The 26,518-nt window shown below is 56.6% G+C and carries 22 protein-coding genes; 3 read left to right on the forward strand and 19 right to left on the reverse strand.

Annotated elements, in window-relative coordinates:
* Position 1: 1 nt before the first annotated feature.
* The gene (locus C4Q27_RS18885) at positions 2 to 1,354 is read left to right on the forward strand and encodes an aminotransferase class I/II-fold pyridoxal phosphate-dependent enzyme (protein ID WP_064492476.1); all 1,353 of its coding nucleotides are present in this window, start codon (positions 2 to 4) and stop codon (positions 1,352 to 1,354) included.
* Between the two features lie 9 nt (positions 1,355 to 1,363).
* On the opposite strand, the gene C4Q27_RS18890 is transcribed toward C4Q27_RS18885, so the two are convergent.
* The 9 genes from C4Q27_RS18890 to C4Q27_RS18930 form a co-directional block, all read right to left on the reverse strand.
* On the reverse strand, positions 1,364 to 1,819 hold the full coding sequence (locus C4Q27_RS18890; RefSeq protein WP_064492477.1) for a transposase: 456 nt from the start codon (positions 1,817 to 1,819) through the stop codon (positions 1,364 to 1,366).
* Between the two features lie 343 nt (positions 1,820 to 2,162).
* Positions 2,163 to 3,206, reverse strand: coding sequence for a phytanoyl-CoA dioxygenase family protein (locus C4Q27_RS18895; RefSeq protein WP_064492478.1), 1,044 nt, complete (start codon positions 3,204 to 3,206; stop codon positions 2,163 to 2,165).
* Positions 3,207 to 3,209: 3 nt separating this feature from the next.
* Positions 3,210 to 5,354 carry a capsular polysaccharide biosynthesis protein gene (locus C4Q27_RS18900; protein WP_064492479.1) on the reverse strand — a complete coding sequence of 715 codons (2,145 nt, stop codon included), beginning with the start codon at positions 5,352 to 5,354 and terminating at the stop codon, positions 3,210 to 3,212.
* Positions 5,354 to 5,920: an N-acetyltransferase gene (locus C4Q27_RS18905; RefSeq protein WP_012053362.1), complete on the reverse strand. Its 567-nt coding sequence runs from the start codon at positions 5,918 to 5,920 to the stop codon at positions 5,354 to 5,356. The genes C4Q27_RS18900 and C4Q27_RS18905 overlap by 1 nt, the downstream gene beginning before the upstream one ends.
* A gap of 4 nt (positions 5,921 to 5,924) precedes the next feature.
* On the reverse strand, positions 5,925 to 7,460 hold the full coding sequence (locus C4Q27_RS18910) for an LTA synthase family protein (protein ID WP_081273245.1): 1,536 nt from the start codon (positions 7,458 to 7,460) through the stop codon (positions 5,925 to 5,927).
* Between the two features lie 7 nt (positions 7,461 to 7,467).
* A complete protein-coding gene (locus C4Q27_RS18915) occupies positions 7,468 to 8,244 on the reverse strand; it encodes an SDR family oxidoreductase (protein WP_064492481.1) in 777 nt (258 codons plus the stop codon).
* Positions 8,241 to 9,560 carry a capsule biosynthesis protein gene (locus C4Q27_RS18920; RefSeq protein WP_104887180.1) on the reverse strand — a complete coding sequence of 440 codons (1,320 nt, stop codon included), beginning with the start codon at positions 9,558 to 9,560 and terminating at the stop codon, positions 8,241 to 8,243. Before C4Q27_RS18920 ends, C4Q27_RS18915 begins: the two co-directional genes overlap by 4 nt.
* Complete coding sequence (locus C4Q27_RS18925) at positions 9,500 to 11,521, reverse strand: capsular polysaccharide biosynthesis protein (RefSeq protein ID WP_104887181.1); 2,022 nt, start codon at positions 11,519 to 11,521, stop codon at positions 9,500 to 9,502. The genes C4Q27_RS18920 and C4Q27_RS18925 overlap by 61 nt, the downstream gene beginning before the upstream one ends.
* A gap of 301 nt (positions 11,522 to 11,822) precedes the next feature.
* A complete protein-coding gene (locus C4Q27_RS18930) occupies positions 11,823 to 12,881 on the reverse strand; it encodes a phosphotransferase family protein (RefSeq protein ID WP_177410010.1) in 1,059 nt (352 codons plus the stop codon).
* A 641-nt stretch (positions 12,882 to 13,522) separates the two neighbouring features.
* Between C4Q27_RS18930 and C4Q27_RS18935 the strand changes: the two genes are divergently transcribed.
* Positions 13,523 to 14,455 (forward strand): SIS domain-containing protein, encoded by a 933-nt coding sequence (locus C4Q27_RS18935; protein WP_104887182.1) that lies wholly within the window; start codon positions 13,523 to 13,525, stop codon positions 14,453 to 14,455.
* A 262-nt stretch (positions 14,456 to 14,717) separates the two neighbouring features.
* Positions 14,718 to 15,467 (forward strand): alpha/beta fold hydrolase, encoded by a 750-nt coding sequence (locus tag C4Q27_RS18940; protein WP_104887183.1) that lies wholly within the window; start codon positions 14,718 to 14,720, stop codon positions 15,465 to 15,467.
* Positions 15,468 to 15,536: 69 nt separating this feature from the next.
* Here C4Q27_RS18940 and kdsB read toward each other — a convergent pair whose 3' ends face one another.
* The 10 genes from kdsB to C4Q27_RS18990 form a co-directional block, all read right to left on the reverse strand.
* Positions 15,537 to 16,823 (reverse strand): 3-deoxy-manno-octulosonate cytidylyltransferase, encoded by a 1,287-nt coding sequence (gene kdsB / locus C4Q27_RS18945; RefSeq protein ID WP_104887184.1) that lies wholly within the window; start codon positions 16,821 to 16,823, stop codon positions 15,537 to 15,539.
* A 29-nt stretch (positions 16,824 to 16,852) separates the two neighbouring features.
* Positions 16,853 to 17,695 carry a 3-deoxy-8-phosphooctulonate synthase gene (gene kdsA / locus C4Q27_RS18950; protein WP_070384202.1) on the reverse strand — a complete coding sequence of 281 codons (843 nt, stop codon included), beginning with the start codon at positions 17,693 to 17,695 and terminating at the stop codon, positions 16,853 to 16,855.
* 15 nt (positions 17,696 to 17,710) lie between these two features.
* Positions 17,711 to 18,634, reverse strand: a complete 924-nt coding sequence (locus tag C4Q27_RS18955; protein WP_104887185.1) for an FkbM family methyltransferase — start codon at positions 18,632 to 18,634, stop codon at positions 17,711 to 17,713.
* Complete coding sequence (locus tag C4Q27_RS18960) at positions 18,631 to 19,311, reverse strand: 6-hydroxymethylpterin diphosphokinase MptE-like protein (protein ID WP_104887186.1); 681 nt, start codon at positions 19,309 to 19,311, stop codon at positions 18,631 to 18,633. The genes C4Q27_RS18955 and C4Q27_RS18960 overlap by 4 nt, the downstream gene beginning before the upstream one ends.
* The gene (locus tag C4Q27_RS18965; RefSeq protein WP_104887187.1) at positions 19,298 to 20,263 is read right to left on the reverse strand and encodes a hypothetical protein; all 966 of its coding nucleotides are present in this window, start codon (positions 20,261 to 20,263) and stop codon (positions 19,298 to 19,300) included. Before C4Q27_RS18965 ends, C4Q27_RS18960 begins: the two co-directional genes overlap by 14 nt.
* Positions 20,247 to 22,385 (reverse strand): glycosyltransferase, encoded by a 2,139-nt coding sequence (locus C4Q27_RS18970; protein ID WP_158666134.1) that lies wholly within the window; start codon positions 22,383 to 22,385, stop codon positions 20,247 to 20,249. Before C4Q27_RS18970 ends, C4Q27_RS18965 begins: the two co-directional genes overlap by 17 nt.
* Before the next feature lie 81 nt (positions 22,386 to 22,466).
* Positions 22,467 to 23,555, reverse strand: a complete 1,089-nt coding sequence (locus tag C4Q27_RS18975) for a polysaccharide biosynthesis/export family protein (RefSeq protein ID WP_177410011.1) — start codon at positions 23,553 to 23,555, stop codon at positions 22,467 to 22,469.
* Positions 23,548 to 24,654 carry an ABC transporter permease gene (locus tag C4Q27_RS18980; protein WP_104887189.1) on the reverse strand — a complete coding sequence of 369 codons (1,107 nt, stop codon included), beginning with the start codon at positions 24,652 to 24,654 and terminating at the stop codon, positions 23,548 to 23,550. The genes C4Q27_RS18975 and C4Q27_RS18980 overlap by 8 nt, the downstream gene beginning before the upstream one ends.
* 54 nt (positions 24,655 to 24,708) lie before the next feature.
* Complete coding sequence (locus C4Q27_RS18985; RefSeq protein WP_070384196.1) at positions 24,709 to 25,362, reverse strand: ABC transporter ATP-binding protein; 654 nt, start codon at positions 25,360 to 25,362, stop codon at positions 24,709 to 24,711.
* Between the two features lie 13 nt (positions 25,363 to 25,375).
* Positions 25,376 to 26,167, reverse strand: a complete 792-nt coding sequence (locus C4Q27_RS18990) for an ABC transporter permease (RefSeq protein ID WP_104887190.1) — start codon at positions 26,165 to 26,167, stop codon at positions 25,376 to 25,378.
* Between the last annotated feature and the right edge of the window lie 351 nt (positions 26,168 to 26,518).

The raw sequence follows: 26,518 nt of genomic DNA on the forward strand, positions 1-26,518 counted from the left end.
GATGACAGCCAGAACCCCGACCGGCCTTGGTGGCGATGCCAAGCAACGCCTGATCCAGCAAGCCCTCGCCCGGCGCCGCCATGTGGCTGCCGAGGGCGAGCAGGGCGCCACCCTGGAGCAGGTACAGCAGGCTGCCCTGAAGGTGCCCGAAGCGCACTATCGCTTTGATCTGCACCCGGGGTACCAGCAACTGCGGGTACTCCAGCAAAGCGCCATGCAGTTGGGCGTGAGCAACCCGTTCTTCCGTATGCACCAGGGCACCGCCGGTGCCCAGACGCAGATTGGCGAGCGCGAGTTTCTCAACTTTGCCAGTTACAACTACCTGGGCTACTCCGGCCACCCGACCGTGGCCGAAGCGGCCAAGGCGGCGATCGACCGCTACGGCACCTCGGTGTCGGCCAGCCGCCCGGTGTCTGGCGACCGCCCGCTGCACCGCGAGCTGGAGCGCGAACTGGCGCGCCTGTACGAGGTGGACGATGCGGTGGTGATGGTCAGCGGCCATGCCACCAACGTCACCACCATCGGCTACCTGTTCGGGCCACGCGACCTGGTGGTGCATGACGAGCTGATTCACAACAGCGTGCTGCAGGGTATCCAGCTGTCCGGTGCCCGCCGTCTGAGTTTTGCCCACAACGACTGGCAGGCGCTGGACCGCCTGCTGGGCGAGCAACGCCAGCACTTCGAGCGGGTGCTGGTGGTGGTGGAAGGCATCTACAGCATGGACGGCGACTACCCCGAGCTACCCCGGTTCGTCGAGCTCAAGCATAAGCACAAGGTTTTCCTCATGGTGGATGAAGCTCATTCGCTGGGGGTGATGGGTGCGACGGGCAAAGGTATTCGCGAGCACTATGGGTTGGCTGGCGATGACGTCGACATCTGGATGGGGACCTTGAGCAAGACCCTGGCCAGTTGCGGCGGGTACATTGCGGGCCGCACGGCACTGATCGAGCACCTGAAGTTTCTGGCGCCGGGCTTCTTGTACAGTGTTGGCATGCCGCCGGCGGTCACGGCCTCTGCGTTGGCAGCGTTGAAGCTGCTGGCTGCTGACAGCGAGCGGGTTGCGCAACTGCAGGCGCGAGGGGAGCTGTTCCTGCGCCTGGCGCGTGAAGCTGGGTTGGACACGGCGACCAGTACCGGGTTGGCGGTGATCCCGGTGATTACCGGCAGTTCGTTCAAGGCTGGCCGCTTGTCCAGCGCCCTGTTCGAGCGTGGCATCAATGCCCAGCCGATCCTGTACCCCGCGGTGCCGGAGCATTCGGCGCGGGTGCGGTTTTTTGTGTCTTGCGAGCATACGGAAGAGCAGATCAGGCATACCGTGGCGGTGGTGGCGGAGGAGATGGCGCGGCTGGGGTGAGGGGCACGCCTACAGCCAGATGGCATCCCAGTGTGGGTATTCGCCGACATTGGGTGCCAGGCCGGCCCTGACCGGGTTGGCAATGATGTAGCGAGCGGCGTTGAGCAGGTCATCATCCTTGCGCATGGCGTGATCGCAGTAGCCCGCCTGCCAGATGGGGTTGGTTGTTACGCCAGCCTTGTGCAAGGCAAGGCTGGACCTTGATTTGAAGCGGCGCATCAACGTGGCCAGTGTCACCTGTTTCAGTTCTATCAGCCAATGCACATGGTCGGGCATGACCACCCAGGCCAGCGTGGCGCAGCTGTTTTCCCGGTCTGCCTGGCGCAGGTGATTGACCACCACTCTGGCCAGGTTGAAGTTGTGAAACAGCGGGCGACGCTGGTGGGTGACGGTTGTCAGCATGTACAGCCTGCCGGGGTGTGAAACCCGGTGGCGGCGCAGATGGTGGGCGTGGGCGTAGTGCATGTGGTCATCCTTGAGGCTTCGATCGTTCGAGCCAGCGTAGACGCCCACATGACGCCAGCAGCGATTCAACCATTGCAGAATGTGCCCACTGACCAGGGGGACGGTGTTTGGCCAGGGATATTGGCCAGCAGGCCCGGCCCTTTCGCGGGTGAACCCGCTCCTACGACGGCCTGCGCCCAACCACGGATGCGTTTCCGTGTAGGAGCGGGTTTACCCGCGAATACGGTGGCGGCGGCAACGCTGAATGACCAGGGATATTGGCCCGCAGGCCCGGCCCTTTCGCGGGTAAACCCGCTCCTACGACGGCCTGCGTCCAGCCACCGGGCCGGGGACTGGGCGTGGGTCAGATATGCGGTGCCTCATACGCATTCAACTGCTCCACAAACCGCCAATGGCTCTTCTTGCCAAACCCCATCAACCGCTTCAACCGGATATCCCAACGCATGTGGTGGTTGGCAATCCATGGCAATGCAAACAGGTGCGCCCCGCGCCATGGAATGAACGGGTTACGCCGCAGGCTGGCATAAATCTCGACGCGGTGGCTGGCCTGATGGCTCGCACAGCGGGCATGGAAACCAGACGTGTCCGCCACCACCAGGGTGTTGGCTGGCACCGCAAAGCGACGGGGCGGCGGCAGACCGAGGGCCGCCAGCTCGGGCTCGTCGATGCGGAACGAACCTTCACGGTGCATCTGCTCGCTGGAGCGCGCGGCCCCCAGGCTTTGACGATACTCCCAGGCCAAACGCTCCGGCGTCAGGCGGTGCGACCCCGGCACATAACTGAACGGCCCTTGGTCATCCGCCACATCGTCCAGAAACAACCACGCCTTCGCCGTGGGGTGGAAGGTGTCGGCATGCAGGCGGGTCTGCGGGTCCTGGTCGGCATTGGCGGCGTCGATCACGATCGACTGCAACTGGTAGGTAATGCCACCGGTATTGGACGACGCATAGGCAATCAGGTCGCGCACCCCACGGTCCGACACAAACGCCGCACTGGCCGGGTTTTGCGCCAGCACGTCCTGGTCAAGGCTGACCCGGCGGGTAACCGCGCGGCCCTGGCGCATTTCCCATCCAGTGCTGCGCAATGCACCCAGCTCGGCGCGCAAGGCCGCAAACTGCTCGGCAGGCAGGGCGTTTTCACGAATAAAAAAACCGTTCTGCTCAAAATGCGCGCGCTCACCGGCATCCAGCCGCGAGGCCAGCGCATTGCGACGGTAACCTGCCATGGCCATCGCCAACTGACGACGCTGCACATGCAGGCCCAGGGCATTGAGCCGGGCGCTGCCCAGCACCGGGTTGTTCTCGAACGACTTGGCATGGGTAGCCAACTGCAGGCAATGCCAGGGGAGTGCCGCGTAACGGCCGATGTCCTTGATCGAAACAGGCATGATCTAGTCCTTTGATGGGGCCAATGGCCGGCCACAGCCGAGCATGGTCCGGGTATAGTTGAGCAACGGCGCCACTCGCCGATAGGCCACCGGCGCCGGGTGGGGCGCGCTGAGGCAGGCGAGGGCGTGCCAGGCATCGCAGGGCAGGTCTTGCTGGACGTCGGCATAGCGCGCATAGCGCAACAAGGCGCCGGCTACCAACTGGTCCAGGGTTAAACGCCGGGTGCGGCGGGGCAAGGGCTGATGGTCCTCGGTCAGGCCCCAGCCGGCATAGAACGGCGTGCCATAGGTGACCACCGGCAGCCCGCGCAGCAAGGCTTCGAAACCGGCGGTGGAACTGAGCGTATGCAGTGCATCGACCTGGCCATACAGGCTGGCGATGTCCACACCCGCCAGTACCTGATCGGCCAGCCCCACCAGCTGTGCCGGGGCGATGTGCCCGCGGCGCTTGCCGGCTTCCACGTCGGGGTGCGGCTTGTACAAAATCCAGGCATCCGGCAACCGCGCGCGCACCTGTTGCAGCAGCCGCAGGTTGCACCCGGCACCGCCACCGCTGCACAGCGCCGAGGCGTCATCTTCGACCTGGCCCACCACCAGTACCCGCAGCTGCCCCGGCTGCCCTAGCAGCGCCGGGCGCACATTGCTGCGCAGGTTGAACTTGCTGGTGCCGCTGGCAACGATCTGCGCCCGCAAGCGCGCCGCTTCGGCCAGGCATGAGGCGTCGAATTCGCCATGCTGCAACAGCTGCTCCAGGTCGCTGGCAGACTGCGCATCGTAATGAATGCCACCCCGGTCCAGCACCAGTGACAGCGCCGGGCTGTTGGTAGCCCCCAACCCCGTGGAGCGCAAGAAACCATCCTCGACCCGCCACAGAGGCACCCCCGCCTGGCGCGCACGTTCGGCCAGGCCGGCCGGCTCGCGCGCAGCCCACACCAGCAGCCGGCCCTGTTCGGCCGCTACCTGGCTTATCAGTTGCGGGCTGTCCACGCTGAAGCGCAACTGCCCCCAACGGCTTGCGAAAAAGCGCCGGATGTTGTGCTGCTTGTGCCGCTTCACGCCCAGTACCGTGGTAGGGCCGGCAAACGCAGCATCGCGGGCTTTCTTACTGGCCAACTGGCGGGCAACGGTCAAGGCATCGGTCAATTGGCCGCTCAATGGGTCGACATAACGGCAGTAGCGCACATAGGCCGCCGCCACCAGTTGCACAAGGTCTGGCCGTGCCTGCCGGCGAGCAATGGCCATGCGGTCATCGGTCAGCCCCCAGCCCGCATAGAACGGCAGCCCGAAGCAGGTGACCGGCACACCCTGGATCAACGCCTCCAGCCCGGCCTGGCTGGTCCCCACGTACACCTGCCGGGCACGCCGGGCCAGTGACGCCCAGGCTACCGGCCGCGCCTCCAGCGTTACCCCGCGGGCCCGCGCGGCATCCAGCAGGCAACTGGGCTTTTGCCCGCCCAGGCAGTCCGGGTGAATGCGCACGCGCACGTCGGCATCCGGGTTTTCTGCCAGGGCCTCATCCAGCATTCGCACATAGTCGGCTTCGCATAGCCCGCCGCCCGGGATCGAATAATCCCCGGCAGTTTGGTCCACCACCAGCACCAGCGGCCGCTCGCGGCCCAGCGGGTCGTCGTCGGGCAGGTCCTGGGCGTTGTTGTACTTGCCGATGCCGCTGCTGCGCATCAAGGCAATCAGTTCGCGGGCGCAATTGAGCTCGTATGCGCTGAGCGCCTCGGGCTGCTGCAGGATGTTTTCCAGCAGCGAAGGGCGGTCCGCCAGGTAGTGGATGCCTACCGGGTCGACCACCATGGACATCGGCGTATCGCCCTCGATGCCCAGCGAAGAAGAACGCAAAAAGCCGTCTTCCAGCGCAATGTAGGGCAGCCCCCAGCGCTGGCACAGCACCCGGGCATGGGCCGACGACTGCTTGTAGCCGATACCGGCAATCGCCTTGAGCCCCTTGGGCGCCTTGCGGCCACGGCGCCACAGCCAGAAGGGCGGGCCTTCCGGGCCGAGGAACTGCGGCAGGTGCAGGACCTTCCAGGCCACCCATTGCGACATGATGCCGACCCAGCCGGTGCCGTCTACCAGGGCATCGGGTGGCGAGTAACCTTCGGGCGGGTGGGGTACAAAGGGAGGCGTGTTGTGCATTACACGGCCCGCCACATGTTGCGCACCGGCGGGAACGGCACCCAGCGCTTGCGGCGCAGGGCAAAGCCATTATGCAGGTACAGGTGCTGCGCCCGATGATTGCTCAGCGGCACCTCCAGCTCTACCTGGGTAAAGCCCTGGCCGGCGGCGTGCGCGCAGCACGCCTGCACCAGCGCCGAGCCTACGCCGTGCTGGCGTGCGGCCTTGCTGACCCGCAGCCCGTACAGCAAGAACGGGTAGCGCCATTCGCGCAGTTCGCTCAGGCAGAACCCGATAAACCGCACCCAGCCGCTCAACAGGCCAAACTCACGCACGAACGGCCGCCAGTGCCAGGCAAACGGCCCGCGCCGGCCATGCTTGAATGCGGCAAAGCCCAGTGCCTGCTCGCCGTCGAAGGCCAGCAGCACACGGTCCCAGTGGATAGCCGACCCCAGCAAGCGATAGCGGCAGGCCGTATTGCCAATCAGGAACGCCAGCGACCCCCGCCCCTCGGTCAGCAAGCGGGCCAAGGCAGGGTCTGCGGCACGCTCCGGCGACAGGTCCGATCCCAAAACGATACGCACCACGTTGTCAGGCTACCCCGGCACTGGCCACAGGCGTGTCCTGGCAGGTTGCCGGCGCCAGGGCATGGGCCAGCAATGTGCTGGAAAGCTGCTGCACCGGCATTGGCCTGGCCCCGCAGCCAGGCTGGCGGCGGTTGGACCACACCAGGTAGTCGGTATCACCCGCAGGCGCACCAACAGCCTGGTACACCTCGGGCAGGATCGGCACATGGTCGCCAAAGAAGCACAGCAGCGCCTCGTTCGGCTGGGCCAGCAAGGTGTCGCGCAGCATGCCCAGCATGCGGTCGGCATTGCCGATGTGCCGCAGGTAGGGCGCCAGGTCTTTCATGCCCGGTTGCAGCGGGCGGTCGAACCAGGTGGGCAGCTCGTGCGCGGCTACGCTTTCCAGGTGCAACGGGCCATGGTTTTCCATGGTGACCGCATGGATGAACAGCGGCTGGGTGCGGCCTGGCGCCTGCAGAAGCGCGCGGATTTTGTCTGCCACGGCGCAATCACCAATGAACGGCCCGGCCTTTTGCGAAGCGTTGAACGCCTTCACATCGATGAATTCATCAAAGCCCAATGCCGGCAACACCTTGTTGCGGCCATAGAAACCACCATCGTACGGGTGGATGCAAATGGTCCGGTACCCCAGCGCCTTGAGCCTGGCGGCGATACTGGGCAGGCCTTGGCGGGCCAGCACCCGGTACGGGTTGAAGCGGTGCACGCCCAGCCGGTCGGCAGGGATGCCGGTAAGGTAGGCGAACTCGGTCCGCACCGTATTGGCGCCCCAGGCCGCCACCTGCAGTTTGCCCCGGGCCAGCGCCTGGCTGGCCAGCAGGTCGTACTGGTCGAGCACTTGCGGGCGCACGCCAGGCCACAGCCCACGCACATCGAAGAACGACTCGCTCTGCACCGAGACCAAGTCCGGCAGCGCCCCGGCCTGGGCCACTGGCGGCTGCGAAGAGGCCGACGCCGCCCCACCCGCAAACGGCGAGCCCAGCCCGTCCCGATCCACCGGCGCCCGCGCCGCCCAGAAGTACCGCCACAAGCTGGCCGCCAACCCCCAGCCACGCACATCCTGCTCGGCATCAAAACTCGGCTTCACAGGCCGATGCCCCAGGCGCAGCAAGCCCAGGCCCAGCGCCAACGGCAGCAACGCCTCAAGCCGCGCGCCCGCCACCTCGAAGCTCAACCCCGCCCACAGGTAAACCAGAAAGCCCACCGCCAGCAGCGCGGCCTTGCCAAAGCCAAAGAACGGCAAGTACAACCGCGGGAACTTCACTGCATCGCTGAAATACTCGAAATCTGCACACACAAACGGCTCACGCAGCGAGTGATACTTGGCGTTGCTTACCAGCACGATCAGCAGCCACAGCAGCAACACATTCACGCCACTGAACAACGGCCGCGCCGTCAGTGCATACAACAGCCCGAAGGCCACACACCACAGCCCCGTGTGCAGCAGCCAGCAATCGGCCGGGCGACGCAGGGCAGGGCGGGGAACCAGCAGGCGCTCGACCGCGACGGTCAAGCCCAGGCCGATCAAAGCGACCGGCAACATGGAAACATCAATCACTGTACTTCAACCCACGCAGGATCATCGAAGAAAGCCACTGCGGGATAAGCCCCAGCAGCCAGGTGCCCAGGTTGAGCGGGAACGGAAAGCTGATACGCGCCTGGTTCGCCGCCAGCCCGCGCTTGATACGCCTGGCCGCTTTGTCGGCGGGCCACAGAAAAGGTTTAGGCCCGGGCATTTCGAAGCACATCTTCGACTCCACATACCCCGGCACAATCACATTCACTTTCACCCCTTCCGGCGCCAGCCAGTCGCGGATGGCCTCGCCGTACACCCGGATGGCGGCCTTGCTGGCGCTGTAGGTCGGCGTGACCGGCAAGCCACGCCAGCCCGCCAGCGAGCTGAACAGGGCGATCTGCCCGTCGCCACGGCTGCGCATGGCGGGCAGGGCGGCCTCGACGGTGGCCAGGGCGGCCATCACGTTCACTTCCATCAGGGCGCGGCTCTCGTCCCAGTCTTCCGCTTCGCCATTGGCGCCCACGGCGGTGTTAAGCCCTGCACCGACCAGCACCAGGTCGGGCTGATGCTGCTCGCTCACTCGGCGCACCATGGCCCGCAGGGCGTCCAGGTCGCGCACGTCGAGGGCCTCCAGTAACACCTGGGCACCCAGGGCGCGGCATTGTTCGGCCATTTCGGCCAGGCGGTCCTGGCGCCGGCCTTGCAGGATCAGCGTCACCCCCGGGGCGGCGTAGGCAGGCGCCAACGCGCCACCGATACCGCCTGTGGCGCCGGTGATGAGGATGCAGCGGGGTGAGGCATGCGAACTCATAGGTATTTTTCGATTCTTGAGGTTTTCGCCATCAGCACTTCCAGGCAGTTGGCCACGGCCATGTCCATGCCGCAGGCGGTGTAGAAGCCGCCGTTGACCTGGGTGGTGTGGATGACGGTGTTGCGGAAGCGTTGAAACAGCGTGTTGTCGGGCGCTTCTGGCTGCTGCCAGAAATCATCCAGCCCGCCCTGGTGGGTTAGCCCCGGCATCGCGTAGATCGGCTCGGCCAGCGTGCAGGTAGGGCGGTGGTGCAGCAATGCTGAAGCCCCCGCGGTACTGTTGACGGTGATCATGCCGGTGATGTGCGAGAGCAGCGTAGGCATGTGCCCGCTTTCCATGAAATCGACACGCTCGGCCACGTCGTACTTGCGCGCCAACTGCTCGGTGACCTTGCGGTAGTTGACCAGCCCGGGCGTCAACGGGTGGTTTTTCACCAGCAGGCGCGCATCGAAGGGCGCGTTGAGCGAGAACGAGTCGATCACATGCTCGATCACCTGGGTCATGTTCTGGAACGGCGAGTGGTCGCGGATTTGCGCATCGCTGTCCAGTTGCAAGGGCAGCAAAAACGTGGGGTGCCGTTCGCGGGCCACTTCGGCCACCAGCGCGTCGTCATGCACACGGGCACGCAGCAGGCGCATGCCCTGGCGAATGAAACCGGCGTACTCCACGGCTGCGTTGAACGGGGCATGGGTGCGGTAGCGCGGGAAGCACAGCCGGTTCAGCGCGCCGCCGGCGTGGTACAGCACATCGTGCGTGGCACGTGCGGCGAACGACAGCTTGAACGGGTTGCCATTCTGATAGCGCGGAATGTACTTGCCCACATCGCGGTACCACTGCGGGTCACGTGGCAAACGCGAGTTGTTGTTGACCCCGTCGCGCTCCAGCGTCACCCAATAGGGCCGAAAGTAGCCTTCCTCGAACACGTGCACGCGAATACCCGACAGCCGCGCCAGGGTCACGGCCGGGCGGTGTACCGGGCGGCAGTCGCCGAATAGCACCAGGTCGGTGATATCCAGTTGGCGGAACACCTGTGAATACCAGGCCTCCATGTCTTCCGGGGCATGCGGGCAGGTCAGCTGCGCGCCGCCGGGGCCGTACAGGGCGTCACCGACGTTGAAGCGCACACTGTGCACCCGCTGGCCGATATCCCGCAGCCCCTTGGCAAGGCGGCTGAAGAAGGGCGAACTGACACCCTGAAGCAGCAGAAAATTATGTGACGGGATACGCAGCAGCGGACCACGCGTCGCCCTTGCATTCAGTTGGTCGGGCGCTTCATGCCCAACAAACTGCTCAAGCGTCGTTTCAAGTCCTGCCATCGGGAGGGAGCTCCAGGCTGCGGTAAGGCGTGCCAATTTTGTAGTTCGTATAAGGTTCGTTCGGCGGTGGTGAAGCGGTTGGTCACCAGGCTTACGTAAGTGGGGTAGAGCAGCAGCGTGCCCGCTACCAGCTGGTCCAGCGTCAGTTGTCGGCTGCGCCGTGCCTGCACCGGTGCTTGAAGGTCCATGTCGCGGGTCAGCCCCCAGCCGGCGTAGAACGGCTGGCCATAGGTCGTCACGGGCACACCGCGAAGCAGGGCCTCGAAGCCCGACTGCGAGGTCAGTACATGCAATTCATCGACCACTTCCAGCAATTGCTGCAGTGGCGTATCGCCGATCACTTCATCGCACCAGTGCACGGTTTGCGCTTCGTCGTCACCGCGGGCGCGCGTGCCGGCCAATACCTCTGGGTGGGGTTTGTACAACACCCACGCATCAGGGTTTTGCTCACGCACGGCGCGCAGCAGTTGCAGGTTGCTGCGGATACGGTTGCCGCCAAAGCGGATGGACGCATCGCCCTCCACCTGGCCAGGCACCAGGATCACCCGTTGCGCATGCGAGGGGCGCTGCCAGCTGGCGCCGGGCAAGTTGTACTTGGTCAGCCCCGCCGCGCAGATGGCCAAGCGCAAAGCATGCGCGCGGGCTAACAACTGCGGGTCGAACGGCTCTTCAGCCAGGATGCGCTCCAGGCGCGAAGGCCGGGTGGCGTCGTAGTAAATACCCAGGTCATCGACCACCCACGACAACGGTCGCGCCTTGCCGGCGCCCAGGCCGACCGAGCGCAGAAAGCCGTCTTCCACCCGGTTGACGGGCAGAGGGTGGGCGCTAAGGTGGGTGTCGTGCTTGCAGCCCCAGGACACCACGGGCAAGTCTTGCGCCAGCGGTTGCTCGGGCTTGACGAAGCGAATGGCCGCGCCATTGAAAAACAGGTTTGCCAGCGGTTCTTTCCAGCGGCTGAAACCCAGCATCTGTACGCTGCCTGGCAACACGCTGCGGTGCCGCCGTTGCAGACCCAGCCAGTTGATCAGCACCTCTGGCGTACACGGCTGACCACGTTCTGGGCAGACATAGCGCGGGTAGGCCACCAGGCTGGCATGAATCAGTTGCGCCAACGGCACAGGTTTGCGGCGCGAAGGTGCCGGCAAGCGGTCGTCGGTCAGCCCCCAGCCGGCATAGAACGGCATGCCCCAGGTGTGCACCGGTACGTCCCAAAGCAGGGCATCGAAGCCCAGTTGCGACGTCATCACGAACACTGCACGCATGCGGGGCAGCAAATCGGCCGGGTGAACATTGTGGGCCAGTACCTGCACCCGCGGGTTGCTGGCCAGCGCTGCCAGGTCGAAGTGCCCGGCCTTGCGCCCGGCCACCACGTCGGGGTGCACCTTGAGCACGATGGTGCTATGCGGGTAGCGGGCCAATGCCGCCTCCAGCATGGCCCGGAAGTCGCCGGCCCCTGCACCTTGCAACGAGGCATCGCCACAGGTCTGGTCGGCCACCAGCACGCAGTCGGCCGGCAACGCTGGCAGCTCGATGCGTGCGTCGTTGTACTTCGACACCCGTTGTTGCTGCCACAGGCCACGTAGCGCCAGGGCACGTTGGGTTTGCTCGGCGTCGAGGGACGTGGCGATCAACTGTTCGAGGCGGGACGGCTGGGAAGCGTCGTAGTACACGCCCACGTCATCGACGATCAGCGACAGGGGCGGCTCGTCGGCGCCCAGGCCCACGGAACGGATGAAGCCGTCTTCCAGCGTGAGAACGGGCTTGCCAGCCTTGTGCGCCTCGGCCATTGCCTTGATGGCGCTTGGCTTGCGGCCCCAGGCCATTACCCAATCAGCGAGCTCGATATCGCGCACAGCACCGCTTTGCAGCGCGAATTCGGGCAGCAAGGCAGGCAACGTACTGATGCGCTGAGCTCCTTTTGACAGGATCAGCAGGCGAGGGCGGGGCGAAGCGTCGTCCATATACGTGGAGCGGCATCCATTCAGCAAAGGGGCGGCATGGGCCTATAGCCCTGCGGGTCCGGTGGAAACAAAGGATGGCGAATCTTAATACAAATTCACATTTGTAGGCGTGCCGCTGAGCAAAAATCGCGAAAAGAAATTAGACGATATGTGCAGATGATGACCTATGGAATCAAAATGACATCTGATTCCGGCAAACTCCCCGAAACCGCGGCGTACCACACCGCTGGGGAACGTAACGCACGCCTGTAGGAGCGGGTTTACCCGCGAAGCTTTTTCCCCGGTGGGTACAAAAGCTCATTTACTCCTGATCCAGCATCCCCAGCAAATAGTTGTATTTCTCCAGCAGCAACGCCATCCGGTCGCGCTCCTTGTACTCAGCGACCGTTTCTGGACGCAAGCAATGGAACAGCGCCGTGAGGAGAAACACGTAGCGCAAGTTCCTTAGCGCCCGTTCCACATCGAAGCGCTCCGGCAGGGCAGCTCGGTAAGCCTCTATGAACTCTGCCTGTGCTGCCAGGAATACCTTCATGTCTTTGCGCCGGAACAGGCTGCCCAGGTAGGCCCCGCCGTCAAAGCCTATGCGCCCAACCTTTACCTCGCTCCAGTCGATCAGGTGCAATTGGCTCTTGTCGACGAAGAGATTTTTTTGCAGGTAATCCATGTGGCTGATGCAGCGCTCGCTGCGCCGTGCTTTGGCTGCCATTTTTCGGGTCAACGGCACAAATGCCTTGAAGCGCTCGGCAAGTCCAGCAAACCTTTCGTCTTCGAGCCCAAGCTTCACCAATCCAGGCAAACACCGGGAGAAATTGAAGCGTGGGCGAAGTTGGAACCAAGGCCTGAAGAAATCCATGCTCCAAAGCAGAGGTACCTTTACAAGTGGCTGCGCTTGTAGATAGTCATGGCTTAACGTCTCCAGTTCTGCAATACCTAGCGCCAGCGGTTTGCCGATCTTGTGCATTCGTGGGGGCTTGCCGCGTACGAACTCGGTGAAGATCAAGCTTTCCCATGGTGTTTCAATAACCCCCAGGCAGGCGGGGTAGTGAAAATGTATGCTGCCGGTCAGCATGCCATCTGCGCGGTGAAAGCGCGCCTCCTGGCTGCCGATAAACGCTATTTTGCGAATCGATTTTTCCACGACCTCTACAGGTTGACCGGTACAAGGGTCCTGTAGCCGATGGTGGCGTACGTAGTTCACGAACGAAGCATTACCGCCCAGCACCTCGGTCGTAATCTCCAGCGTCTTTCCTTCCCATTGTGGGACTAGAGCGTGAAGATGACTTTCGAGAGAGGCGCTTTGCCAGCGGTAGTGTGTTTTGCTGGCTACGTGCCGGCGTGTAGGAGGATTCATAACATCCATGTTGCCACTGCCATACGTCCAATTTGAAGCTGAGAAAGGGGGGTATGCTGCTGTATGAGCGGCCTGTGTACAACGAAAAGTTACAACAAGATATTGATTTGGAGGGGGGGGGAGGGCTGAACGCCTTGTGGTTCAAGGGTTGCCGCTGGGGGTGGGGTTTGTGCAAGGCCAAGCGATGCATCCCACTTTTTTGTTGTCGTTGCGCGGGAGTAGCTCCACCAGTATTTATCTGCCGGCGCGCCGAACAGGCCGAGGGTCTGCATAGGCAACAAGCCTTCATCGATCGTCCGAGAGTTGTGGTATCCACGTCTAATCACTTAATGATTTGCGTCAGAACGAGTCCAATGGCTAGGGCGTTCACGGGCAATCAGGCCGAGTTGGCACCGTGTATAAGGCACTCCTACGAAGTTAGTTAACTGGTTGCCGGGTGTAAAAGCCTGCTGAGGCTGGGGTGTGAAGAAACAGATTAAATTTGATATCTCAATGCCATCATTGGCGCAAAGTCGGTGCTTAGTTCTCTGTTCTGTTGGCGTCGCCGTCAGTCAGATTGCTCTGAGACTGGGGCTTCCGCACTATGCTTCCAGCTGTAAAAACCTTAACATTCGCGCCTTCGTATACATTCGCTGTCGTCAGGGACGAAAATGAATCACCTCAGCATCGCCAAAGAAGCCCTTATCGCTCAAGCTCAAGCCGTGACTCAGTTGGCCGACCGCCTGGATGGCGAGTTCCAGAGCGCCGTTGAACTGATCCTTGGTTGCCAGGGGCGTACCGTGGTGTGCGGCATGGGTAAATCTGGCCTGATCGGCCAGAAGATGGTCGCCACCTTCGCATCCACTGGCACCCCCAGCTTTTTCCTGCACCCGGCCGAAGCCTTCCACGGCGACCTGGGCATGCTCAAGCCAATCGATGTGCTGATCCTGATCAGCTACAGCGGCGAGACCGAAGAGCTGATCAAGCTGATTCCTAGCCTGAAGTCTTTCGGTAACAAGATCATCGCCATGACTGGGAACGGCAAATCTACACTGGCCAAGCATGCAGACATCTGGCTCGACATTTCGGTTGAGCGTGAAGTCTGCCCGAACAATCTGGCCCCCACCACTTCGACGCTGGCGACTATGGCCATGGGTGATGCACTGGCAGTGGCGCTGATTGAGGCTATCCAGTTCAAGCCAATGGACTTCGCCCGCTACCATCCCGGTGGCAGCCTGGGTCGCAAGCTGCTGACCCGTGTTTGTGACGTCATGCACTCCCCGGCACCTGTTGTTTCACCGTCTACCAGCTTCCATGATTGCTTGCTGGTCATGACTCGTAGCCGCTTGGGCATGACGGTGGTGATGGATAACGACAAGCTGGTCGGTATCGTTACGGACGGCGACCTGCGTCGGGCGCTTCTGGAGGACGAGAGCGTTATTCAAGCCTCGGTTGAGCAGTTCATGACCGCCAGCCCACACACTATTCGCGAGGATTCTCAGCTTTCTGAGGCTGAGGCCTACATGCTGGACAACAAAATTCGGGCGTTGGCTGTAACTGACGGTGAAGGCGCTGTTGTGGGGGTTGTTGAGATTTTTGACTGATCGGTCTTAGACCTTGTAGGCGGTCTTGTTTGTCTTGGCAGCGTGCGCTCTGGTGCGCTGCCTGGGCATTTCCCCTTCCCCCCCCCACCCCTCCGGAAATGCTGGCTTTGTCGGCACTCCTCCACGCTCATTTCTCACTCCCTGCTTTTCCACGCTCGAATAATGATCTATATTCGAGTGGAGTGAAGTGGTGGTTGCATTAAGGATGCTGAGATCCGCTTTCAATAATGCTGTTTTAAGTTGATCTGTATAGAGATGAGACATGATGAACGCCGTTGAATCGCCAAATAATACGAATATAAAGCAGGCGGAATTATCCAAAGTTGATATTTTGAAATATGAAATTCAGCGGAATGGTGTTGAAGCTTTGGTGATGTCTGGGGCTAATCCCAAACGAGCAGTAATTTCGTTTTCGAGCATGAATCCCGGTAAGTATGAGCGTTGGTCATGGTTTTTTGAGCGTCATGCGGGAGGCTGCGAAGATCTATACATGATTTTCAAGGATGACTCGCAGCATTACTACCTGGGGGATAGTACGTCCTCTATGTATATTAGGCATATTAAGTTTATTAATGAGCAGCTAGAGTCGCGCGGGCTTAAAGCGTCCGATGTATATATGATCGGCTCTTCTATGGGCGGATATGCTGCGCTTTATTTTGGGTTTACGCTTGGTGTTGCAGGTGTAGTCTCCATAAATCCCCAAATTGATTATGCAAGTACCCGTCGTCACTCCTTGCAAAACTGGGAGAGGCAAATTCGGGCGATTGGAGATACTTGGGTTGATTTAAATGACTTTGTTTATCGTTTTGACGTTAAGCCAAAGATACATATTGAGCATGGCGATTATCCCGCAGATGTGGCGGCTGTTAACAAGCTCATTGGATCGCTTACAGATTTAAAAATTTGCTACAGTCGAGAGTTCACTGGCGGTGGGCATAGCGAGACCACTATCAATAAACACCGGCTATTCGACATTATTGATTTCTGGGCAAAAGGGCGTGCTGTAAGCTAGGCCAACTCTAGTATTGGCTTCCTTTGAAAAGCATGGGGAAAGTAGAATTACTCTCCCTCATGCGCCTTGTTATTGAGCCATAGCGCTCATTACCTTGGCATAACCTAATGCTGTGCTGAGCACACTTTCTTTATCTTGGGCGCATAGAATGGCATCGGCCACCTCACGGAAAGCCCCTGTTCCCCCGCTGGCCAGTAGCGTTTGAGTCGCTGCTGCCTTCACGTAAATAGGGGCATCCGCTACAGCGAAAGAAATGCCGCAAGCTGAGAAGGCTGGTAGGTCAATACTGTCATCACCAATGCATGCTGTTTGCGCAGATGTTACACCTGCTTCATCCATCAATTGCATGCAGGCACTGTGCTTATCTTTAACCCCAAATTGGCACAGACTGATACCTAAGTCAGACACGCGTTTTCGTAAGGTAGCAGAGTCACGACCCGACAGCACTGCAACTCGTACACCGTTCTCTTCTAGCATGCGCATTCCCAGTCCGTCACGCACATGGAAGCGTTTAATGCATTCTCCCGTAGCATCATAGTAGATGCCACCATCAGTTAGAACACCATCAACGTCGGTGATGACTAAACGGATATCTTTGAGAGTCGGTTTGGGTGTAGGTTGTTGGCCGGTGATGATAGCTCTGACGTGTTCTAAGCACTCTGGCGTATCTACGCCAGGTCCTGTCGGTTCGACTATATAGGCTCGAATGCAATATCCAGCAGCCATTAGACGAAGTTGCTCAAGCTTCTCAGCATGCTCCATCATTGGTTGGGGTAGTGTAGAATACTGCGCAACTACATCACGCCTATACGCATAGACACCAACGTGCTTCAAATAAGAAGTCGCTTCTTTGTCTCGCGGGTAAGGGATTGGCGAGCGACTGAAATACAATGCGTTACCGTTAGTGGCAAGCACAACCTTCACGGTGTTGGGGTTTCTAGCCTCCTGTTCGTCGATCGGGTGACAAAGCGTTCCAACGCTCACTCCAGCGTCGGCAAGCATGCCTGCGGCTAGGGACTCAATATCAGCCGGACGTACTAGCGGTTCATCCCCCTGGAGATTAATGTAGATATCTGCATCAACCTCACGCATCACTTCTGCTAGTCGATCAGTACCAGAAGGGTGATCCGGTGAAGTCATAACGTATTTTCCGCCGAATGCGCGTACCGCTTCTGCGACACGTTCATCGTCGGTAGCGATGACTACATCATTTGCGTTAGCAACCTGAAGAGCACGCTCGTAAACGTGCTGTACCATTGGCTTTCCTGCAATATCGGCCAGCGGTTTACCTGGCAAGCGTGTTGAGCCGAATCGGGCTGGGATAACGATCGCGATCCGTTGTTCAGAGCTTGGCATGTTCACAATCCTTGCTACCTAAGATCTGCTTACGAGATTTGCAGGGGTGGGAATGATTTAACCAGATCATCAAGTGCTTTAATCTGCATCAGGAATGGTTCCAGCTTATCTAGCGGCAGGGCGCTTGGTCCGTCACATTTGGCTTGGTCTGGGTTGGGATGGGCCTCAAGGAAAAGTCCCGCAAGACCGACGCCCATGCCCGCGCGTGCAAGGTCTACTACTTGGTCGCGGCGACCACCCGATGCGGCACCAGATGGGTCGCGGTTCTGGAGTGCGTGGGTGACGTCAAAAATGATTGGCAGATTGTCACAGGTGCGCTTCATCACACCGAACCCAAGCATGTCGACTACCAAGTTGTCGTAGCCCATGCACGAACCACGATCGCAAAGAATTAATTGATCGTTGCCTGCTTCTTTGAACTTATGCACGATGTTCTGCATTTGTGACGGGCTCAAGAACTGAGGCTTCTTGATGTTCACCGGCTTCCCTGTCTTGGCCAAAGCGAGGACCAAGTCGGTCTGGCGAGCCAAGAACGCTGGGAGTTGAAGGATGTCTACAACTTCTGCAACAGGAGCAGCTTGATAAATCTCGTGAACGTCAGTAATGATAGGTACGCCGAACTCAGATTTTACCTTCTCGAAAATTCGCAGGCCTTCTTCCATGCCTGGCCCGCGATAGGAATGGATGGAGGACCGGTTAGCCTTGTCAAAGCTGGCTTTGAAAACATATGGAATGCCAAGCTTTTCTGTGACACGTACATATTCAGCGCAAGCAGTCAGGGCGAGGTCTTCGGACTCCAATACGTTGATGCCTCCGAAGAGGACAAATGGGCTGTCGTTAGAGCATTTGATATGTTGAGAAATTTGGATCATGTTTAGGGTCGCCCGTTAATCTAGGTGTTCGAAAGTCAAAAATGGAAGTGCCTGCTCTAATTCCGATGCGCTCATGGTGGTCATCAGAATATTGAAGTCTGGTGGCTCAATCGACGCTGGAGGAGTCTGAGTTTCAGTCAGGATTAGAGATGACTCCGATATTCTATAATATCTGTAGCCATGTGGCTTCAGTGAGGCATGAATCGTTTCAGTTAGAGATGTGGGTAGTAGCTCGCATATAATATCAGGCTTAGATGCTCCGATAATGTTCTGCGCGCTGCTAAGGATAAGGTGCTCAGCACCCTCCGCATCAATTTTCAGAAGCTCGATTCTGGGGATGTTTTGATCCTGCACAAATTTATCAAGGCTGGTGGCCCGGACAATACGGCTTTCTACTGGTGAGCGATCAGTTACTTCTGAAACTGTAGTCGAGCCAGAAACGAGAATGTCTTCACCAGAGTAAATGAATAGCTCTACTTCTGGACTGCCATCCGTAATGGCTATATTGAAGCACTTGAGGTTGGATGCCCCATTGGCACGCTTATTGGCGAGCAGGCGGGAGTAAACCCGGTCTAAAGCCTCTATAGCAAAGACTTTAGACTTAGGGTTGCTTTTCGCTGCAGCTAGGGAGTAGACGCCGGTGTAGGAGCCAATGTCGATGACATGTGACGACAACTTGGCGAGCGTAGTCCAAAGCCTAAGGCTTGTGGATTCGTACGCATTTTTTCCATGCCAGAAATAAGTGCGAGCAACGAAGTCATCATTGTTGCTGAACATGGAGAATAAGATATCATCAATCTCAATGTCGACGAATCCAAAGTATGAAGTTTTCTCCATTAAAGATTCAAATTGAGCTTGGTCGATTCTTGTGTTGGCTTTAAGTTGGTATAGTCTTCTTAGCGCCAGCGAAGCTTCGTTCTTATTCTCCATGAACTTCATGCGGCTACCACCCGTTTCCCGAACAGTGAAGAGAATTCCTCGTAATCTAGATAGGGGCGCAAGAAAGACGCTTTGCTGCAGTTGACTATGCGTTTCCCCTCTTTGTTCATGATGGCATTAGCGTTTGCAATATTCCAGATCTGAATACTGGTGAAGCTATCTTCCAGTTGCGGGTTGCTTTCTTTGTAAAAACGGGGCGACTCAGCCGAGTACTTGAGGTCGCAGCCGAGTAGATAAATGTCTTTGATGCCGAGATAGTAGGCGAACTGAATGGCAAGCATAGTCGTCGTGCAGCCAAAGAAATAGCCGGCGCGAATATCTCTTGAAAAACCGTCCCGCTGGAGAGCTGGGACGTAGTAGCTCTTGTTCGGAAGTGTTCTATCATCAACTTCACGAAGCTCTTCGCGAAGGATTCGAATCGTCTTGGGGTCGAGGTCGGTAGTGCCGAAATGGCTTTTCTCGGGGTGCGTCAAGAAGCGCTTGTCCGAGAGCACATAATAGTCAGTGGTGAAACCATGCTGCTCTTCCAGCATGGTGGAGGCATTCATGCCAATGGTCACTTCTCCTTTCAGAAGAGAAAGGTCTTCTGAAAGAATAGAAGGGCCATTTGCCAAGATAAAGGCACGTTTGCCTTTCTCGCGATTTTTCAGAGACGAAATAGATTTAAAAATTTTCATAAGCGTTATCGAACACCCTAGCCATTTTTTCTGGGGTCAAGTAGGACTTGAAGTAGTCCAGGCTTGCTTCTTGAAGTTCAGCGGTCTTCTTCCAGTCATTCGCTAATTCATGAAGCGTGTCAGCGATCGACTCACCTGTGGCATAGAAAAATGGAGGCTTGTTGCCGTCGGCGAATGTCGAAAATACTGCCTTACTGAAGTAGTCCGCCCTGTTAATTGTGACGTTGCCAGCTGCTAGACCTTCAATTGATACCTGGTGGAATCCGCCAGTGGCAATCTCATCAATAGTAACGTGGCACGTCTTTCGTACTGCCATCAAAACTTTTGGAGAAACAGGTTTGTCAGGTACCACAGCTTCGATCTTGCCGAGGCTAACAAGCGAGTTCATCGCTGTTTCAAGCTCTGCCACATACTTGTTGTTCCAGCGGCCAGGCCTTAAGTGAGTTGGGCTGAAGATAACTCGAAGCTTCTCACCTTTTTGCCTGATGCTCGCCATGGGCGTGTCGTGAATGATGTTTGGGACAAAAATATGATTGTTATGGATCCTGGGCTGGAATTGTCCCACTACAAAATTGGCCAGGAATGGTAGATTGATATCATTCTGGCGTGGCACATAAAGCGGCCCTTCTCTCAGGGGAGAGTGGACTTGGTAAAAGTATTTTGCTGCTTGGTTGGCGTGAATCAGGCGCTCAGCCCAAGCGGGGGGTAGATCGTTGTGAATTTGAATAATATCCGCTTCGCGAATAGCAGCATCAATCAGTGGCTTGGTGAACTCGGTTTCAACGATGTAATCTTCAATAAATTTTTGAAAGAGTGGGCCGTTGTTGGGGTAATCGTTCAGCGCAATGGCGATGGAGTCATGACCAATCAGACGCTGGGCGAGCGCGACTTTCGCGGGGGCAGCCACCAGCGGAGTCTGAGAGATATGGACTATCTTATACTTCCTGGACATCAATCATCACTCCATCTTTCAAGCAGGCTTTAATGAGGTTGAGAGGCGAACCACCTTGTTCGACGGCCTCGCATTGTGAGCGATACCTCATATAAACCGATTCCAGTAATGCAAAGCCAACTGTCGACTTAGCAAGGTCTTCATAAATCTCGATCATATTGGTTGATGCGGCATGATCAACCGGGCGTATTTTCATTACACCTTGGTAGTAGCGATGATCAAAATTGAAAAACTCCGATCTATCGAATTTCGCCTCTTCGTTCATAAGGACTGGCAGTAGCATGTCTTTCTTACGAGGGAAACCTTCCTGCAGGGCTCGTCGGATGGCTACAGGGATGTCGTCAATCGCTTCTAGAGTGATTAAACGACTCAGGCTAGTGGCTTCTTCCTCGGGGAAGAGAGTGATAACAACATCCACTGCCTCAGGATTAACTACCAAATCTTCCTCAGTTTTGATCAGAATGATTCTCTGGTCAGTTCCTGAGTATCTCAGGGCGTAGCACAGGTTGGCAGGGGCGTTTAGCATAATCAAAAAATTGATTTCTGCCAGGTTGCCTTTGTTTTTTGCGTCAATCCTGTTGATTATGGAAAGTGGCGACTGATCTTCTGAGATGTCAAAGGTACCCAGCTGCATTCTCTCCGTATTCACATACATGAAATCATCATACGTGTTCAGCTTATCGAGAATGGATAGAACCAGCTCGGGGTCGACATCGCTTTGGTGAAGAAAAGCTGTCCCATATCCCTTGGGTTTGGCGGGGCGTACTTTAAACTCAATACGACCTTCATCGCTAATTGAAGTGATGTAATTTTCCAAAATTGCCTTTTTTTGCTTCGGTTGGGCGTTGTCCACTATGGCTTTCACTGTAGGGGATTTCACTATGACGGTAACGGGAGCCGCAGGTTTTTCTGCGATTATTGGGTGATCTTTGAACTCAATCTTTAGGTGCGTCAATTGCTTCAATCGACGCTCCTGAAGTTTCCTCCTGATGTACTTCGCTTCTGTGGAGTCGCGAAAAAAATCGATAGGATGCAGAAATAGCTTTTTAGTTTTTTTTACAAAGGGGGACTGTTTTTTCTTCATGATATTTTTTAGTTGGCTTTTGACCAAGGTTTTTAGATGTTTTTCAATGCGCTTTTCGGGCCTGGTGGTCAGAGAAACCTTCTTTCCCCCTTTGAGTGTCTCTGTGAGACCATTTCTGAACGCTAGGTTTATTTGAGCGGTAAGGCCAAAGTTCTCAACTGTCCTAGGTAATTTGTAGGTTTTCGAGATTTTGTCCGAAAACTTCTGGATGTCACCGGGCTTGACAGGGATAAGCTCTGCCAAGTTGGAAAAGTACTCGACCACCCCAAGGTGTTGCCAAAGTACTACGTGACACCCGCGTGTTAGCGCTTCGATGGCGACCATTGACGATGTTTCGAACAGGCTTGGAATAATTACTACGTTTGAGAGCGCGTAAATTTCATCCTTGTCCATAGAGGTGCCATCTAAAAAAGCCATATTGTTGGCTGCTGGAGCCGCATCGATTGGCGGGCATACGATGGCGAATTTTAGGTCGGGAAGATTGCTGGCAAGTTGCTCCAGAGTGGAAGTGCCTTTGAGCTTCTGGTAGCGCCCAACGAACGTAACGTCATATTTTTTTTGCGCTAACTGTGGTTTAGCATTCGAGGCGGCAGGATTTGGGAAAACGTTTGGAGTTTTCTTGAATCCAAATAGCTCTTTGCTGGCAATAAATGACGCCCAGGACGGAGAGCTTAAGAAATTCGAGCGTTCAATCTCGATTTTCTCGAAATGGACTTCCTCTTTGCTAAATGGTAAGCCTTGAACAACTGCGCCCAAACTCCTGGAACAATGAAGTCTGATGTGTAGCGGAATATTATTAGCAACAAAGCGCGTGCTGCTAAGGGACTCCGGTGCCTCGACGCACAAGATGTTGGGAGTTTGCTCTACTTCATCGCGCACACGAAGGCGAAAAGCCTCGAGTGTCTCTTCCAGTCCCTTTTCGATGACCTTGACTGTCAATCCAAGGATTGCTAACTGCTCGGATGCATAGCGGGTATATGTGGTGACACCACTGTCTTTTCGGTTGAACGGGTCAACTAGTATGTAGATTCCATTCATCGCGGGGTCCATGCATCCCTTACTGGAGCGGTCAGCAAATTTGCAATCCGGCAGCTGGGCTGCCGGAAATAATATTAATTTTTACTGGTACGCACCAACGGAGCGCCCAAGAATCATCGTTTGAACTATAGGCGAAATAACTTTTTGCCACTCATAAACTGCAGCGTTGGTTACGTAGATCGTATCGTCTGGTTTGATCATAACCTGGCGGGCATAGAAAATGGCGGCCGGATCGCGCATGTTCAACCGTAAGACAGTTGGCTTGCTTGCACCGCTTGCCATGCGGAAGACGAAAACACCCTCAGGGTTTGCATTGGCTTCTCGCAGGCCGCCAACACTTCCCAGTGCATCCAGCAGGGTTGTATGCTGGCTGGGCAAATCCTTCAGTCCAGGTTCAGTGACAGCCCCCATGGCTACGAAGCGCTGACGAGCTCTGTCGAGCACTACTTCAGAATTTGGTCGCAAAACCATGTTGTTGCCAGCAAGCACGTCCTCGTAGTTGAACTGCTGAACTTGGCTTCCGGTACGCACAGTGACGTTGACCAAGTGTGGTTCGATAACAGGGCCGCCAGCTTGGTTGATTGCATCTAGCAAAGTCAACGGACCCTGCAGGGTGCTGAAACGTCCTGGGCTTTTTACTGCGCCTGCCACCAATACAGAGCCAGATAGGTCACCAACAAGCTCTACATGTGTCTGGACATCTGTAGTTATGCCTTTCAATTGGCGTCGAATCATGTCCTCAACCTGGTTGAGCGTCATCCCTCCGACGAACTGCCGGCCTACATATGGCAGGGAGAGCATACCTTGAGTGTCAATTCGCGATTTCAACTGGGTTCCACCGCTCGCGAGAGGAGCAAACAGGGCGGATCCCTCCGGAGCCGTATCGGCAATCAATACGTTCAGAGTATCTCCAGGCATTAGGCGAACCTCTGGTGAAACAGGCTTGCTAACTGTTGCCAGAGGAGGAGGCTCAACACCGCGCATATAAGGGGAAATCGTATTTGCATTAATGTCGACGAGATTGTACGCCTCATTTTTGCTTTCGATTTCACCTTTGTATGGGCCGGCCCCCGATATGGCACCGCCGCAACCGGCAAGACCAACGGTCGCCAAGGCCAGTGCCGCCAGTTTCAGGTTAAATATCTTGGACACAGGCTGAAGTTTAATCACGATGATCCTCGATGGAAGCCAGGATGAAGCGGGTAATACCGTATAGCATCAGTAGACCGAGCAAGATGGTTGCCAGGTTGTACAGGCGTTCGGGATACAGTGCCAATTGAGGGGTGTTTGGGCTCACTACAGTAACGAGTGTCCGAATTTTTTTACTCGCTTCGATCCGGGCGTTGTCCAGCGCAGCTACAGCACTTTTGTAGGTCTCTTCTGCAATCCCGGCGTCTAGCGTCAGTTGTTGAAAGCGCGATGCTACTACGTTCAACTGCGAGCCTTGCGGAGAAGATACAAGTAGACGCTTCTCTTTAACGAGCTGCTGGGTAATCGCTTCTACTTTTTGCTTCTGCTGTCGCACCTGCGGAGCGTCACCGCGAAGCTTGAAGGTCATTTCGGTGAGCACTGCTTGCTCTTTAGTGTACTGGCTCTCCAACTCAGCGATAATAGTGGCACGATTTTGGGCAGTGTTGCCTCCGTCGAGAACCTTGTTATCGTTCTGGAAATTAAGTAGTTGCGTTTTTCGTTTTGTGTAATTTACTCGAGCAGTTTCCAGTTCGCCTTGCGCGAACTTCATTTGCTCGCGAGCAATATTGTGGCTCACTTCGTTTACAAAGTGTTCGCTTGCTTGAAGAATAGTACGCAACATCTTCTCCGAAAGCTCTGGAGTGAAGGCCTGAACTTCAACCCGGAGCAACCCAGTTGTTTCGTCGTAGTGCGCAGATACTAGGCGTTGGTAGTACTTTAGCAGGTCCTCGCGAGGAGCATCGCTGTCAAGCCAAAAGAATATATCGCTTCTCTGGGCTGCGTAGGCTTCAACCCATTGAACTTCTTGCTCTAGGAGTAGCATCATATCCATGGAAGTGATGTACTCGCGCAAATAGAGGGTTTCTTCTCGCGAGGCGGGATTAGTGCCGGTAAGCAGGGTGGCTAAGCCAGGAACCTGAGCACCTTGGTTGTTGCCATCTTGGCGCACTACCACTTGGGCGGTGCTCACATAGCGGTCTACGGCGAAAACGCTGTAATAAACGGCCGCTAGGACCATGGGCAGGACTACCATGGCGATCGCCAGTCCCCAGCCTTTCTTGTTGCCCGAACTGCTCATAGTTGGATGCATCCTTGATATGTAGCGGTGTTGCAAAGTTAAGTAAAGGGTTGGTCAGCTGTTATAGGCTTGGATGCCTTCATCGACATCGTCGTAAACGTGGATTCCCCCGCCGCGAACCAATAGTACGATATCGCATAATTTCTTGATTTCCGGCATCGAGTGCGAGACCAAGACAACGTTGGATTTCTTTAATCTATCTTCGAATACTTCGGCGCATTTTCGTTTGAACTGTGCGTCGCCGACCGACATGACTTCATCGATCAAATAATAGTCAAAATCGAAAGCCATGCTGAGCCCGAATGCGACTCTGGAGCGCATGCCGGATGAGTACGTTTTGATTGGCTCGTCGATCCAGTCGCCAATCTCTGCAAACTCCTGTACAAAGCGAATTTTTTCACGCATTGACTCGCCCTCGGCGCCGTAAATGCGACACACAAACTTTATATTGTCACGACCGGTCATGCTGCCTTGAAATCCGCCAGTCAAGCCTACAGGCCAAGAAATACTTCGGTCGGTCACAATGCTTCCAGAGTCTGGTACATCAGCCCCGCCGAGTAGGCGCATTAGTGTTGATTTGCCTGCCCCATTTCGGCCGATTAGACCAATGTTTTTACCTGGTGGAATGGCTAGCGAAAGATTACGAAATACGTATCTGCGCCCATTGGGTGTCAGGTAAGACTTGGTTACGTTTCTAAGCTCGAACACGTTTGACCCGTACTCAACCGTTCTTAGTGGAAATGAGGTGCATCCTGCGAGCGCGATAGGCGCCAAGCGACAGGAACATTAGTACTACTGTGACTGTGACAACATAAGCTTCGGAAACGCCGTCAACCGGAATATAATTCGGCAGAACTTCCGCTCGAATAAGCTCCAGCAGGTGCAGAAATGGGTTTAGTAAAAGTGCAGGCATCATCGCTGGTGGTAGGTAGGCCGGTGGAATTAACACGCCTGAGATAAAATACAGCGGGAAGAATGCCATTCTGATAATTATTTTAATGCTTGGGAGTGCATGTGTGATCATCGCGAAAAACATGCCCAAGCCAAACGCGAAGAAAAGCCCTAGGGCGAGTGTCGTTATCCATTCTAGGGGGCTGTGTACGGACATGTTAAAGCCGAACCAGGCAAAGCCAAATACCAAAATGGCGTAGACAGTTGCACTAATGCATGTTTCAACTATCACTCGCGCGACATAAGTGTCAAGCGGTTTAATTTGTTTGTATCCGAATAGCGAACGGTTTTCGCGCAGACTATCCATCAAGCGCAATGCCGTATTTCGGTAAAGCAAAAACGGAGCCATACCAACTAAAACGAATACAGGGTATTCGACGTCAGCGACAGTGCGGGCGCGGAGCATCGCAAACAGGATGGAGAAGATAAGCAGGTGGCATACTGGTTCGAGCAGCAGCCACAAGGCTCCCAGGCGACTATCGCCAACACGAGACCGTGCCTCGCGAAGCACGAGGGCGAAGATGACCGATTTCTGGATCTGCAGAGACGAACGAGCTTTCAAGATGGCGACCGCAAAGCAATGCAGCGCGCCTAGGCACGCCGGAATTCATCTTCAGGAAAGGTTCGCCCTGAGGCGATTTCAGACGGATCTTCCGGACACTTCCCTGTTCTAAGGGGCGGAAGGGTAAGCGCGAGAGGGCGTAAGCGTCAAGCAAGACGCTGCAAATGCAATCGAAAGTTCTAATCCTTTAGCCGCATTCGAGACGAATGGCGTAGATGGATGGTGGCATATTGATATCGTTTTGGGAAGTCTTGAGCCTACAGATTTTTGTTTCCGACATTGCTTCACAGCTTACGCTGGACGGACAGTTTTGGAAGTGAATGGGTTCACACTATGCAGTCAAGGCGTAGG

The organism is Pseudomonas sp. SWI36 (genome assembly GCF_002948105.1).
In the GTDB taxonomy this organism is placed as follows: domain Bacteria; phylum Pseudomonadota; class Gammaproteobacteria; order Pseudomonadales; family Pseudomonadaceae; genus Aquipseudomonas; species Aquipseudomonas alloputida.

Excerpts from the sequence above, each read along its gene's own strand:
- C4Q27_RS18885 (WP_064492476.1), top strand. The coding sequence starts at position 2 with ATGACAGCCAGAACCCCGACCGGCCTTGGTGGCGATGCCAAGCAACGC.
- C4Q27_RS18890 (WP_064492477.1), bottom strand. The coding sequence starts at position 1,819 with ATGCACTACGCCCACGCCCACCATCTGCGCCGCCACCGGGTTTCACAC.
- C4Q27_RS18895 (WP_064492478.1), bottom strand. The coding sequence starts at position 3,206 with ATGCCTGTTTCGATCAAGGACATCGGCCGTTACGCGGCACTCCCCTGG.
- C4Q27_RS18900 (WP_064492479.1), bottom strand. The coding sequence starts at position 5,354 with ATGCACAACACGCCTCCCTTTGTACCCCACCCGCCCGAAGGTTACTCG.
- C4Q27_RS18910 (WP_081273245.1), bottom strand. The coding sequence starts at position 7,460 with ATGTTGCCGGTCGCTTTGATCGGCCTGGGCTTGACCGTCGCGGTCGAG.
- C4Q27_RS18915 (WP_064492481.1), bottom strand. The coding sequence starts at position 8,244 with ATGAGTTCGCATGCCTCACCCCGCTGCATCCTCATCACCGGCGCCACA.
- C4Q27_RS18920 (WP_104887180.1), bottom strand. The coding sequence starts at position 9,560 with ATGGCAGGACTTGAAACGACGCTTGAGCAGTTTGTTGGGCATGAAGCG.
- C4Q27_RS18925 (WP_104887181.1), bottom strand. The coding sequence starts at position 11,521 with ATGGACGACGCTTCGCCCCGCCCTCGCCTGCTGATCCTGTCAAAAGGA.
- C4Q27_RS18930 (WP_177410010.1), bottom strand. The coding sequence starts at position 12,881 with ATGGATGTTATGAATCCTCCTACACGCCGGCACGTAGCCAGCAAAACA.
- C4Q27_RS18935 (WP_104887182.1), top strand. The coding sequence starts at position 13,523 with ATGAATCACCTCAGCATCGCCAAAGAAGCCCTTATCGCTCAAGCTCAA.
- C4Q27_RS18940 (WP_104887183.1), top strand. The coding sequence starts at position 14,718 with ATGATGAACGCCGTTGAATCGCCAAATAATACGAATATAAAGCAGGCG.
- kdsB (WP_104887184.1), bottom strand. The coding sequence starts at position 16,823 with ATGCCAAGCTCTGAACAACGGATCGCGATCGTTATCCCAGCCCGATTC.
- kdsA (WP_070384202.1), bottom strand. The coding sequence starts at position 17,695 with ATGATCCAAATTTCTCAACATATCAAATGCTCTAACGACAGCCCATTT.
- C4Q27_RS18955 (WP_104887185.1), bottom strand. The coding sequence starts at position 18,634 with ATGAAGTTCATGGAGAATAAGAACGAAGCTTCGCTGGCGCTAAGAAGA.
- C4Q27_RS18960 (WP_104887186.1), bottom strand. The coding sequence starts at position 19,311 with ATGAAAATTTTTAAATCTATTTCGTCTCTGAAAAATCGCGAGAAAGGC.
- C4Q27_RS18965 (WP_104887187.1), bottom strand. The coding sequence starts at position 20,263 with ATGTCCAGGAAGTATAAGATAGTCCATATCTCTCAGACTCCGCTGGTG.
- C4Q27_RS18970 (WP_158666134.1), bottom strand. The coding sequence starts at position 22,385 with ATGAATGGAATCTACATACTAGTTGACCCGTTCAACCGAAAAGACAGT.
- C4Q27_RS18980 (WP_104887189.1), bottom strand. The coding sequence starts at position 24,654 with ATGAGCAGTTCGGGCAACAAGAAAGGCTGGGGACTGGCGATCGCCATG.